At 68.2% G+C, this 12,262-nt stretch carries 11 protein-coding genes and 1 pseudogene; 3 read left to right on the top strand and 9 right to left on the bottom strand.

Features of this window, described 5'->3' with window-relative positions:
- Position 1 precedes the first annotated feature (1 nt).
- Positions 2 to 535 carry a Fur family transcriptional regulator gene (locus I2456_RS09335; RefSeq protein WP_082952057.1) on the bottom strand — a complete coding sequence of 178 codons (534 nt, stop codon included), beginning with the start codon at positions 533 to 535 and terminating at the stop codon, positions 2 to 4.
- 138 nt (positions 536 to 673) lie between these two features.
- Here I2456_RS09335 and nicT point away from each other — a divergent pair.
- From nicT to I2456_RS09320, 3 genes and pseudogenes are all read left to right on the top strand, one after another.
- Positions 674 to 1,810, top strand: a pseudogene (gene nicT, locus I2456_RS09330) (Nickel transporter NicT).
- Positions 1,811 to 1,857: 47 nt separating this feature from the next.
- The gene (locus I2456_RS09325; protein ID WP_085074478.1) at positions 1,858 to 2,988 is read left to right on the top strand and encodes an alkaline phosphatase family protein; all 1,131 of its coding nucleotides are present in this window, start codon (positions 1,858 to 1,860) and stop codon (positions 2,986 to 2,988) included.
- 296 nt (positions 2,989 to 3,284) lie between these two features.
- Positions 3,285 to 4,274: a PPE family protein gene (locus I2456_RS09320; RefSeq protein WP_163703816.1), complete on the top strand. Its 990-nt coding sequence runs from the start codon at positions 3,285 to 3,287 to the stop codon at positions 4,272 to 4,274.
- On the opposite strand, the gene I2456_RS09315 is transcribed toward I2456_RS09320, so the two are convergent.
- The 8 genes from I2456_RS09315 to I2456_RS09280 all read right to left on the bottom strand — a co-directional run bounded on the left by I2456_RS09315 (position 4,256) and on the right by I2456_RS09280 (position 12,215).
- Entirely contained in the window at positions 4,256 to 5,032 is a 777-nt protein-coding gene (locus I2456_RS09315; RefSeq protein ID WP_068025140.1) for a 3-oxoacyl-ACP reductase, read from the bottom strand. The two genes, I2456_RS09320 and I2456_RS09315, sit on opposite strands and share 19 nt — an antisense overlap.
- Positions 5,033 to 6,397 (bottom strand): aldehyde dehydrogenase family protein, encoded by a 1,365-nt coding sequence (locus I2456_RS09310; protein WP_068025138.1) that lies wholly within the window; start codon positions 6,395 to 6,397, stop codon positions 5,033 to 5,035.
- Between the two features lie 2 nt (positions 6,398 to 6,399).
- The gene (locus I2456_RS09305; RefSeq protein WP_085074476.1) at positions 6,400 to 7,221 is read right to left on the bottom strand and encodes a gamma-glutamyl-gamma-aminobutyrate hydrolase family protein; all 822 of its coding nucleotides are present in this window, start codon (positions 7,219 to 7,221) and stop codon (positions 6,400 to 6,402) included.
- Positions 7,121 to 8,479: a glutamine synthetase family protein gene (locus I2456_RS09300; RefSeq protein ID WP_085074475.1), complete on the bottom strand. Its 1,359-nt coding sequence runs from the start codon at positions 8,477 to 8,479 to the stop codon at positions 7,121 to 7,123. The genes I2456_RS09305 and I2456_RS09300 overlap by 101 nt, the downstream gene beginning before the upstream one ends.
- A gap of 60 nt (positions 8,480 to 8,539) precedes the next feature.
- Complete coding sequence (locus tag I2456_RS09295) at positions 8,540 to 9,094, bottom strand: alpha/beta hydrolase (protein WP_068025741.1); 555 nt, start codon at positions 9,092 to 9,094, stop codon at positions 8,540 to 8,542.
- 73 nt (positions 9,095 to 9,167) lie between these two features.
- Positions 9,168 to 10,667, bottom strand: a complete 1,500-nt coding sequence (locus tag I2456_RS09290) for a cobyric acid synthase (protein WP_085074474.1) — start codon at positions 10,665 to 10,667, stop codon at positions 9,168 to 9,170.
- Between the two features lie 79 nt (positions 10,668 to 10,746).
- On the bottom strand, positions 10,747 to 11,604 hold the full coding sequence (gene map / locus I2456_RS09285) for a type I methionyl aminopeptidase (protein ID WP_068157810.1): 858 nt from the start codon (positions 11,602 to 11,604) through the stop codon (positions 10,747 to 10,749).
- A 14-nt stretch (positions 11,605 to 11,618) separates the two neighbouring features.
- Positions 11,619 to 12,215 carry a DUF1707 SHOCT-like domain-containing protein gene (locus I2456_RS09280; protein ID WP_068025124.1) on the bottom strand — a complete coding sequence of 199 codons (597 nt, stop codon included), beginning with the start codon at positions 12,213 to 12,215 and terminating at the stop codon, positions 11,619 to 11,621.
- Positions 12,216 to 12,262 lie beyond the last annotated feature (47 nt).

Below are 12,262 nucleotides of genomic sequence, written 5' to 3'. Positions count from 1 at the left end.
GTCAGCGTCGGCGCTGGCGGGGATCGCGCCGCCGGGGCGGATGCGGATCGGTGAGGTCGTCGAGGTTCTGCACGTTGTCCTGACATGCCGGGCACAGGCCGCGCAGCGTCAGACCGCCCTGCTCCGACAGCGCGAACGAGCTGCCGGTCATCGCGTGGCTGAGCGCCGAACTGAGTTGCTGCGCTGGCACTTCGATGACGGCACCGCATTGGGTGCACACCGCGTGATGATGGGGCGCGGTCGTCATTCCATAAGTGGTGACGCCGCCGTCCAAGGTCAACGCGTGCAACACACCCTCGTCGACCAACGTGGTCACGGTGCGGTAGATGGTCGCCAGGTCCGGTGGCGACACGCCTGGAGGCAGGAAGGTGGGCAGGCGGTGCGAGATCTCGGCCACCGATAGGTGCCCGTTCACCGGCTCGAGCACCGCCAGCACCTGAATCCGCGACGGCATCCGGCGGAGCCCACGCGCGCGGAGCATCTCGCCGAACCGTTCGGTGACCGCCGGGTCCAAGCCCGACGGCTTAGGTGTCACCGCTTCAGTGTCGCGCCAGACTCGCCGGATTGGCAACGCAACCGCGACTACCGGGCGTTCCTGCAAGTCACTTGCATCGCACCAGAAGCCGACCCTACAGTCGGGACCATTGCGTCTGCCCGTGCGGAAGGGACATGAATGGCCAGCACTGAGCTGGACCGCCGCGACGGGCGGGGGTTGCGAACTCGGCTCAGCGCTGCCCTGTCGGCCTCGGAGTGGGGGCGGCTGGGGCTGATGCTGGCCGTGATCGCGACGCTGCACCTCATCGGCTGGCTCACCCTGGTGCTGGTGGTGGACCCGGCCGGTCTGAACCTGGGCGGCAAGGCGTTTGGGTTCGGCGTCGGGCTCACCGCATACACGCTGGGCTTGCGGCACGCGTTCGATGCCGACCACATCGCCGCCATCGACAACACCACCCGCAAGCTGATGAGCGACGGCCAGCGGCCCTTGAGTGTGGGATTCTTCTTCTCGCTGGGCCACTCGACCGTGGTGTTCGGTCTGGCCGCGCTGCTGGCCAGCGGGCTGAAGACCATCGTCGGGCCGGTCGAAGACGACTCGTCGTCCCTGCACCACTACACGGGGCTGATCGGCACCAGCATCTCCGGTGTGTTCTTGTACGTCATTGCCATCCTCAACGTCATCGTCCTGGTCGGCATCCTGCGCGTGTTCGCCCGGTTGCGCCGCGGCGATTACGACGCCGACATCGACGGCGCTCAACTGGAGCAGCAGCTGCGCAACCGCGGTCTGATCAATCGCTTCGTGGGCCGGTTTACCCAATCCATCACCCGGTCGTGGCACATGTACCCGATCGGCCTGCTGTTCGGGCTCGGGTTCGACACCGCCACCGAGATCGCGCTCTTGGTGTTGGCCGGCAGCAGCGCGGCGGCCGGTCTGCCCTGGTATGCGATTTTGTGTATGCCCGTGCTGTTCACCGCCGGCATGTGCCTGTTGGACACCATCGACGGCTCATTCATGAACTTCGCCTATGGCTGCGCATTCTCCAACCCGGTGCGCAAGATCTACTACAACATCACCATCACCGGGCTGTCGGTGGCGGTCGCGCTGCTCATCGGCAGCGTGGAATTACTCGGCCTGTTCGCCGACTAACTCGGATGGCACGGCCCGTTCTGGAGCTGGTTGGGCGGGCTCGACCTCAACACGGTCGGCTTCGTGGTCGTCGGGATGTTCATTGTCGCCTGGCTCGTCGCCGTCCTGGTATGGCGCTACGGCCGAATCGAAGACAAGTGGACTCCGGCTACTGAACCAGTCAGTTGACAGCGCGCCCGCTGGCGCACATCTAGTTAGTCCGTCAAACTGACCCCATGCCCGGTGCAGCGCCCAAGTCGATATGCGACGTGCTGCCCGCGGCCTCGGCGCTGCTTCATGTGCCCGGCGCGGCCGACCGGCTGGGATTGGCGGAGTGGACCGGTGAGGTGGACCGGGTGGCGGTGGTTCTGGTGGACGGGCTGGGCTGGCACCTGTTACCGCAACTGGCCGCCGACGCGCCGTTGCTCGCCGCGGTGCGCAACGGCGAGGTCGGACAGGCTCAACCGCTCGACTGCACCTTTCCATCGACCACACCGACCAGCTTGGTGTCACTGGGCACCGGCGCACTGCCCGGCCAACACGGCATCCTGGGCTTCACCGTCAACGTTCCCGGGACCGACCGGGTGCTCAACCACATTCGGTGGCGCGACGACCCGCCACACGACCAATGGCAGCCGCTACCAACCTGGTTCGAGCGGCTCGCCCACGCCGGCGTCGCCGCCCGCGCCGTGCTGCCGGAGTGGTTCATCGGCAGCGGGTTGACCGCCGCGGCCTATCGGGGTGCGCAATTCCGTCCGACCAATGCGGCCGAGGACTATCCCCAACGGCTGGCCGATGAGATCGCCATGGGACCGGGGTTGGTCTACGGCTACACAGCCGACCTGGACACCGCGGCGCACGTGTTCGGCATCGGCTCGCAACAGTGGCACGAGGCGGCGACGCGGGTCGACGCCCTGCTGACCAAACTTGTCGAGGCGCTGCCCCCCAGCGCGGCCCTGCTGGTGACCGCCGACCACGGCGGGCTCAACGTTCCGGCGAACGCCCGCATCGATCTGGACGCCGACCCGCGGCTGACGGCCGGTATCCGGGTGGTCGCCGGCGAACCGCGGGTGCGCTACCTGCACACCCGGCCGGGCGCGTTCGCTGACGTGCGGGCGACCTGGACCGAACTGCTCGCCGGGTGGGCCGACGTCCGCAGCCGCGACGACGCGGTGGCAGCGGGCTGGTTCGGGCCCGTGGACCCTCGTCACCTGGACCGAATCGGAGATGTCGTCGTCACCTGCACGTCGGATGCGGCGGTGCTGGCAACTGCGCACGAACCGCCGGAATCGGCACGCCTCATCGGGTTTCACGGTGCGGCCACCGCGGTCGAGGTGGGCATTCCACTGATTGTGTTCAGGCGCTGACTCGCCGGGAACCCGGCCCGCCGACCGAACGGCCGTGGGGGCGCCCTGACAGCTGAAATGGGCTTTCCTCCCACCGTTTTCACAGCTCAGCATCCGGGGTAAGGCAGTTTTCGGCGGTACAGTCGAGCCACTGTGAACGTTCGTGGCCCGGGTACGCGTCGGCGATGGCAATCAGCCATTCGTCGTCATCGCTGCGTTGCCGGGACCCGATCCGGTTCGCCCCCGGCCGATTACGCCAGACCGACGACGTTGACGCAACGGCGTGTAGCCCGATTTCGTCTTCGGGAGACACGTTGTTGACCACATCTCGAACCGTCAGCGAGCTGATTTGTTGCCAGTCAACGGATTTCGGCTCGTTGCCGCCGGAAGTGAACTCCGGCCGCATCTATGCCGGTCCCGGCTCGACACCCATGGCGGCCGCTGCCGCGGCCTGGGACCGGTTGGCCGAGCAGCAGGGCGAACTGCTGCGCACTTGCCGGTCGGGCATTGCCGGCCTGCCCGGCGGCTGGGAGGGCACGGCGGCGATCGCGATGAGGCAAGCCGCGGCACCCTACTTGATGTGGCTGCAGAGCACCGCCGCGCAAGCGGCGCAGACCGCCACTCAGGCCAGGGCAGCCGTGAACGCCTATGAGTCGGCGTATGCCGCGGTGGTGCACCCGCGCGCCATCGAGGCCAACCGGACGCTGCGGGGTTCGCTGGCCGCCATGAACTGGTGGGGCCACACCAGCGCGGCGATCGCGGCCGCCGACGCCGAATACGACGAAATGTGGGGCCAAGACGCCGATGCGATGTATGCCTATGCCGGTGCATCGGCCGCCGCCGCGGCGGTGCGACCATTCGCCGCGCCGCCCTACAACGCCATCGCCGTCGCGCAAGCGTCGTCGGTCGCCTCGGAGGTGATCGTCCGGGGCAACTCGGTGATCGCCGCCATTCCTGAAGTGCTGCACGCGCTGTGCGCCTCACCGCTGACGACGCTGGAGTGGGCCCTGGCGCCGGTGACGGCGGCGCTGTCGAAGTTGGCCTCGCTCTCGGCCCCGAGCGACCTGGCGATCAACCAGCTGAATCTGCTGAACCGAGGGGCCGCGCTGCGCACGCTGCTACCCGCCAAGAATCGGCCGGCCGGCGCGGGAGTTCGCGTGCGTCTGGGCTGCGGCATGTCGGTCGGAGCGCTGTCGGTCCCACCGGCGTGGCCAGCCGCCCACCCGCCGGCGACCCTTGCCGCGCCCATGGCGATCCGCCTCTGCGGCCCTCATGCCGTGCGGGCCGGTCAGAGTGGGGTCACGTAGGCGTTGCTGATGCCGCCGTCGACCAGGAACGTCGACGCGGTGATGAACGACGCGTCATCGCTGGCCAAAAATGCAACCGCAGCGGCGATTTCGTCAGGCTCGGCGAATCGGCCCAGCGGCACGTGCACCAGACGGCGGGCGGCCCGCTCGGGATCCTTGGCGAAAAGCTCTTGCAGCAGTGGAGTATTGACCGGTCCGGGGCACAGCGCATTGACCCGGATGCCTTGCCGGGCGAACTGCACACCCAATTCGCGGGACATGGCCAGCACCCCGCCTTTGGAGGCGGTGTAGGAGATCTGCGAGGTCGCCGAACCCAGCACCGCGACGAAGGACGCGGTGTTGATGATCGAGCCCTTGCCCGCGGGCACCATGTGCCGCAGTGCCGCGCGGCAGCACAGATAGACCGACTTCAGGTTGACGTCTTGAACCCGTTGCCAGGCGGGAAGTTCGGTGTGTTCGATCAGGTCGTCGTCCGGCGGCGAGATGCCGGCATTGTTGAAGGCGATGTCGACCGATCCGTAGGTCTGCGCCACGGTGTCGAACAGCCCGTCGACGGCGTCCTGGTCGGAAACATCCACGGGCACGAACAATCCGGCCAACTCGTCGGCGGCCGCCTCACCCGCCTGCGCATCAATATCAGCGACGACTACTGTGGCGCCTTCAGCGCGCATCCGTCGCCCCGCGGCCAGCCCGATGCCGCTGCCGCCGCCGGTGATGACCGCGACCCGGTCCGCCAGCCGTCGGGTGAGATCGACCACCTAGGCCTCCTTGATGGCGATGAACACGTTCTTGGTTTCGGTGAAGTGCAGCGGCGCGTCCGGGCCCAGTTCGCGGCCCAGGCCGGACTGCTTGAAACCGCCGAACGGGGTGTGGTAGCGCACCGACGAATGCGAGTTGACCGACAGGTTCCCGGCTTCGACCGCGCGGGAGACGCGCAGCGCACGGGACAGGTCGTCGGTCCAGATCGATCCGGATAAGCCGTACGCGGTGTCGTTGGCCAAGGCGATGGCGTCGTGCTCGTCGTCGAAGGCCAGCACGGTGACCACCGGACCGAAGATCTCTTCGGTCACGCTGCGGTCGGTGCGCTGCGGGGTGAGAACCGTTGGCGCAAACCAGTAGCCGGGTCCGGCGGGAGCGGTGCCGCGGAACGCGACGGGAGCGTCGTCGGGTACGTAGGAGGCCACCTTGGCGCGGTGCGCGGCCGACACCAACGGGCCCATCTCGGTGTCACGGGAGGACGGGTCACCCACCACCACGCCCTTGACGGCCGGCTCCAGCAGTTCCATGAACCGGTCATACACGTTGCGCTGCACCAGTATTCGGCTGCGCGCGCAACAGTCCTGACCGGCGTTGTCGAAAACGCCGGCGGGCGCGGTGGCCGCCGCCCGCTCCAAGTCGCAGTCGGCGAACACGATATTGGCGCTCTTGCCACCCAATTCCAGCGTCACCCGCTTGACGTGCGCCGCCGCCCCGGTCATCACTTTCTTCCCGACCGCCGTGGAGCCGGTGAACACGATCTTGCGCACGCCGGGGTGAGACACCAACCGCTCGCCCACCACCGGGCCCTGGCCCGGCAGCACCTGCAGCAGGTCTTCGTCCAGCCCCGACTCGACCGCCAGCTCACCCAGGCGCATGGTGGTCAGCGGCGTCCATTCCGCGGGTTTGACCAGGACCGCGTTCCCGGCGGCCAGCGCCGGGGCGATGCCCCAGGACGCGATCACCATCGGGAAGTTCCACGGGGTGATCACCCCGACCACACCCATCGGTTCGTTGAAGGTGACGTCGATACCGCCGGCGACCGGAATCTGCTTGCCGCTCAACCGTTCGGGGCTCGCCGCATAGTATTGCAGGACATCGCGGACGTTGCCGGCCTCCCACTGCGCCGAGGCGATCGGATGACCGGAGTTGGCCACTTCCAGCGCGGCGAGTTCGTCGATGTGGGCGTCGACCGCAGCGGCGAATGCGCGCAGCGCGCCGGCCCGATCGGCGGGCGCCAACCGGGCCCACCGACGTTGCGCGGCCTGAGCGCGGCGCACCGCGTCGTCGACGCGCGCGGCGTCGGTGTGCTCGACCGAGCGCAAAACCTGCTCGGTCGCGGGGTTGATCACCTCGATGGCGGCCATGATCAGCCGACGTAGGCTCGGGCGGCGTTCACCAGAGCGGTGAACAGCCGCAGGTCGTCCAGCGATTTCTCCGGATGCCATTGCACCGCAAGCGCAAATCCCTCGCCCGGCACTTCCAGCGCCTCGACCACGCCGTCGGTGTCGGTGGCGCTGACCACCAAGCCCTCCCCCACCTTGTCGATAGCTTGATGGTGATAGCACGGCGCGTCGGCGGATTCCCCGATCAGCGCCGCCAATCGGGTGCCGGGCACGGTCCGCACCGGCAACCTGGTGAACACCCCGTTGCCGGCTCGATGCCCGTTGTGGCCCAGCACTTCTGGCAGGTGCTGATGCAACGTGCCGCCGAATGCCACGTTGAGCACCTGCACTCCGCGGCAAATGCCCAGCACCGGCAGCCCCCGGTCCAGCGCCGCGCCCAGCAGCGCGAACTCCCAGGCGTCGCGGTCGGGTCGGGGCTGGTCGGTGGTCGGGTGCGGCTGCTGGCCGTAGGTGGCCGGGTCGACGTCATAACCGCCGGTGATGATCAGCGCGTCCAAGCTGTCCAGGGTGCGGGCGACGACCTGCGGATCGGCCGGCTGCGGCGGCAACAGCACCGCGATGCCGCCGGCCATGACGACGCCCTCGAAGTAGTCGGCGGGCAGGTAACTCGCGGGGATGTCCCAGATCCCGGTCCGCACCTGCTCGAGGTAGGCGGTCAGACCCACCACCGGCCGACTCGCGGATTCAGAGTCGTTCAAACCCACGCATCCTCTCCCAATCGGTGACCGCCGCGTTGAACGCCGCCACTTCCACGCGGGCGTAGTTGAGGTAGTGCGCGACAACATCGTCGCCGAAGGCCTCGGACGCCACCCCCGAGGCCTGGAACGCCGCGGCGGCGTCGGCCAGCGTGGCGGGCAGCCGCTGCAGGCCCGCCGTTTGGTAGGCGTTCCCGGCACTCGGCTCGGGTGGTTGCAGCCCTCGCTCGACACCGTACAGCCCCCCGGCGATCATCGCCGCCACCGCGAGGTACTGGTTGACATCACCGCCGGCTACCCGGCATTCGACGCGCAGGTTGCGCCCGTGCCCGACGACGCGCAGTGCGCAGGTGCGGTTGTCCAGGCCCCAGGCCAGTGCGGTGGGAGCGAAACTGCCGTCGGCAAAGCGCTTGTAGGAGTTGATGTTCGGCGCATAGAACAGGGTCAGATCGCGCATCGTGGCCAACAGGCCGGCGATGAAGCCGCGCAACGTGTCTGACATTCCGTGGGGTCGGCTATCGTCGGCGAACACCGCGGTGCCGTCGGCGTCCCGCAGCGAAAGATGAATATGGCAGCTATTGCCTTCCCGCTCATCGTATTTCGCCATGAAGGTCAGGCTCTTGCCGTGCTGGTCGGCGATCTCCTTGGCGCCGTTCTTGTAGACGGCGTGGTTGTCGCAGGTGACCAGCGCCTCGTCGTATCGGAACCCGATCTCCTGCTGGCCGCGGTTGCACTCCCCCTTGACCGTCTCGGGCCGCAGCCCCGCCCCCTGCATGCCCAGCCGGATATCGCGCAGCAGCGGCTCCATCCGAGACGACGCCAACATCGCGTAGTCGATGTTGTAGTCGCTGGCCGGGGTGAGCCCCCGGTAGCCGCTGGCCCACGCCTGCCGGTACGGCTCGTCGAACACCATGAATTCCAGCTCGGTGGCGACATCGGCGGACAGGCCACGCGCGGCGAGTCGGTCCAGCTGGCGGCGCAGAATGCTGCGCGGGGAGGCGACCACCGGGCGTCCGTCGGTCCAGGTGAGGTCGGCGATCACCAGCGCCGTGCCCGGCAGCCACGGCACCAGGCGCAGCGTGGACAGGTCGGGCACCATCACCATGTCGCCGTAGCCGGTGTCCCAGCTCGACATCGCGTATCCGGGCACCGTATTCATATCGACGTCGACGGCCAGCAGGTAGTTGCAGCAGTCGGCGCCGCCGGCGGCGACCTCGTCGACGAAGAACCCGCCCGCCACCCGCTTGCCGGCCAACCGGCCCTGCATGTCGGTGAATGCCACGATCACGGTGTCGACGTCACCGGCCGCCACCAGGCGCTCCAAGTCAGCCAGTGCCAGCCCGCTCATGAAAACCAGTCAACCATCGATGCGTCGCCGGTGACGGGTTCAGCGACAGCAGGAGGGCGTCTACCAGGCGCTGGCGCGCAGCACGATCTCGGTCGCCAGCTGCGCCGTCGACTCCTGCGCGCTGCGCCGGCCCAGCAGGTCTACCACCCGGTAGTCGGCGTAGACGAACCGCTGGCTTGCGCGCGCGGCTTCCCGGGTGATCGGCGAACTGACCAGCACGGTGGTGGCGACCTCCACCGGCGGGCATTGGCCGTCGCGTGCGGGTCGGCTGCCGTCACCCACCTGCGGGTGCCCGCGGTCGATAGCGACCAGCCCGACGAACCTGCCCAGCCTGGTGGCCGCGAGGTCCCAAGCGAGTTCGGCGCCGGCGCGATCTCCCACCAACACCGCCCAACTGACGCCCAGCGCGTCCAGGATGCCGATCACCGATTTGGCGGTCAGCCGTGGGTCGAACCCGATCACGATGGTCCGGAAGGACGCCGTGTGCAGGCGGTCGCACACCGCGTCATAGGCGGCGGGCGCGCGTTGCTCGGCGGCGAGCACAACCACGACGACGCCGGTTTCCGGGCCGCTCACCGCCACTGGAACAGGGAATCCGTCAAGCGTGGTCATCATCGTGGGCACTTCCCGCAAGTTACAGCATTTTGCCTGCTAGCGCGCCCCCCTCCAAGCGTTCTCTCAGGCCCGGTCACGCCAGCGCGGTGACCAGATGGGGCCGAGGCGGCGGCGGCCCGGCGAGCAGCTCGTCGATGGCCGCGGTGTCCAGGTGCGCCGTGAGCAGGTCGGCCATCAGATCCAATTGCGCATCCCGGCGCGCGGCGACGTCGGTGTCCCCGGCCGCGACGAAGCCGGCCCGACCGGCGGCCTGGGCGACTTGGGCCAGCCATGCCCGACGGAAGTCGTCGTTGTCGAGCAGGCCGTGCCAGTGCGTACCGTAGACCGCGCCGCGCACCACGCCCTGCGGGTCACCGTGGGCGTCGAACCAACTCTGCTCCCCGCACCGGACGACCCGCCCGTGATGAATCTCGTAGCCACGCAAGGGTTGTGCCCAGCGGCGCAGCACCTTGTCGGCGCAGAACACGATGTCGGCGTCCAGCAGTCCCAGGCCCGCGACCGCGCCGGTCCGGGTTTCCACCGTGTCCTCGATGGCGCGGCACAACATCTGGAAACCGCCGCAGATGCCCAGTAGCGGCTTGCCGGCACGGGCATGTTCGACGATTCCGCCGGCCAGGCCCCGCTCGCGCAGCCAGGCCAGGTCGGCCACCGTGGCCTTGCTGCCCGGAATGACGATGAGATCCGCGTCCGCCAGGTCGGCGGGGTCGGTGATCCAGCGCACCAGCACGCCGGGTTCGCAGGCCAGCGCCTCGACATCGGTGGAGTTGGAGATGCGCGGCAACCGGACAGCGGCCACCCGCAACCACTGTGTCCCCTTGGGTTCGGCGGGTGTGCCGACGACGCGGTGCGCGACGACCGACAGCGAATCCTCGGCGTCCAGCCACATCTGGTCCGCATAGGGCACCACCCCGTAGGTGGGGCGGCCGGTCAGCGTAAACAGTTGACGCAGGCCAGGTTCCAGCAGCGCGGGGTCGCCGCGGAATTTGTTGACGATGAATCCTGCGATCAGCGCCTGGTCCTCGGGTTCGAGGACCGCCACGGTCCCGAACAGGTGGGCCAGCAGCCCGCCGCGATCGATGTCACCGACCACTACCACCGGCAGGTTGGCGGCCCTGGCCAAGCCCATGTTGGCCAGATCGGTGGCGCGCAGATTGATCTCGGCGGGTGAGCCGGCGCCCTCGCAGATGACGACGTCGAATTCCGCACGCAAGCTGGACAATTCGTCGAACACAATGCGGGCCAGCCGCTCCCGGTGGGTGAAGTAGCCCGTGGCGGTCACCGAGTCGGCGACCTGCCCCCGGATGACCAGTTGGGACGTGCGGTCGCTGCCCGGCTTCAACAGGACGGGGTTGAACCGCACGCTGGGTTCCAGACCGGCCGCGCGGGCCTGAATCGCTTGGGCCCGCCCGATCTCGCCACCTTCGACGGTGACCGCCGAATTGTTCGACATGTTCTGCGCTTTGAACGGGGCGACCCGGATCCCGTTGCGGGCCAACAGCCGACACAGGCCCGCTACCACCATCGACTTCCCGGCGTCCGAACTGGTGCCGGCGACCAGCAGTGCCCCGCTCACCCCGCTACGACGAGCAGACGCAGAATCGCATTGAGCATGCCGAATCCATGCGATTCTCTGTCTGCTCGCGCAAGATCCGTCACGGCAGGGTGAGGATTTCGGCGCCGGTTTCGGTGACCAGCAAGGTGTGTTCGAACTGGGCTGTCCACTTGCGGTCCTTGGTCACCACGGTCCAGCCGTCGTCCCAGATCTCGTAGTCCAGTGCGCCCAGGTTGATCATCGGCTCGATGGTGAAGGTCATGCCGGGCTGCATGATGGTGTCCACCGCCGGCTGGTCGTAGTGCAGGACCACCAGTCCGTTGTGGAAAGTGGTGCCGATGCCGTGGCCGGTGAAATCGCGAACCACGTTGTAACCGAACCGGTTTGCGTAGGACTCGATGACCCGGCCGATGACCGACAGGGCGCGGCCGGGCTTGACGGCCTTGATCGCGCGCAAGGTGGCCTCGTGGGTGCGTTCGACGAGCAACCGGTGCTCCTCGGAGACGTCGCCGGCCAGAAACGTTGCATTGGTGTCGCCGTGCACGCCGTTGATGTACGCGGTGACGTCGATGTTGACGATGTCACCGTCTTCGATGACCGTCGAGTCCGGGATGCCGTGGCAGATGACCTCGTTGAGCGACGTGCAGCAGGACTTGGGAAATCCCTTGTAGCCCAGCGTCGACGGATAGGCGCCGTTGTCGATCATGTACTCGTGCGCGATCCGGTCCAGCTCGTCGGTCTTGACACCGGGCGCGACAGCCTTGCCCGCCTCGGCCAGCGCGGCTGCGGCGATCCGGCAGGCCACGCGCATGCGTTCGATGACCTCCGGGGTTTGCACCCACGGCTCGGAGCCCTCCTTGGCGGTCGGCTTGCCGACGTATTCCGGACGCGCGATCCACTTGGGCACCGGCAGCGTCGGTGCGAGCACGCCGGGGGAAAGCGCGGTTCGAACAGGCATGGTTGCCAGCTTAGTCAGCTGAATCCGACCCGGCGACGTAACGCCCGGCGGGGTCCCCGGATCACCACCGACCCGAACACCACCTGACCGGTGAGGACGACATGCGGCGTGCCTTCGGCCGGTGCGTCCTTGCGGCGATCGACCGCGCTACCCACGTACACCTCGACGTCGTCGATCGAGGCGCTGGCTCCCTCGGGCAGCCGCAGGTCCAGCGAGCCGAACTTCATGTCGAGTTCGATGACCACCACGGGACCGGCGAAGCGGGCTCTGGTCAGGTCGAGGTCGATGTTGCCGACCCGGCGCACCAGCGCCAGGCGGGTGGGCACCATCCACGCGCCCTGGCGTTTCAGGGAGCCGGCCCAGCCGCGCAGCTCCACCCGGTCGGTCGCGGAGGTGACGATGGCGCCCGGCCCGGGCAGATCGCCGACCAGCCCGTCCAGCTCGTCGCGGGTGCGGGCGAACGACACCCGAGACGACCGCTGCTCGAACTCGTCGATGTCGATCAGCCCGAGGGCCAAGGCGTTGTGCAGGCGGCGCATGGTGCCGTTGCGGTCGGCATCGGAGACGCGCAGTGGCATAGGAGCCACCATGTCCCCACCGCTGTCCGTCATGGCCTTCCCTGATGTCGCCGCCAAATCGAGCAAAGACCAGGTTACAG

This window comes from Mycobacterium kubicae (assembly GCF_015689175.1).
GTDB classification, from domain to species: Bacteria; Actinomycetota; Actinomycetes; order Mycobacteriales; family Mycobacteriaceae; genus Mycobacterium; species Mycobacterium kubicae.
The sequence above is the reverse complement of the archived record's forward strand: the minus strand, read 5'-3'. Positions and strand labels throughout refer to the sequence as shown.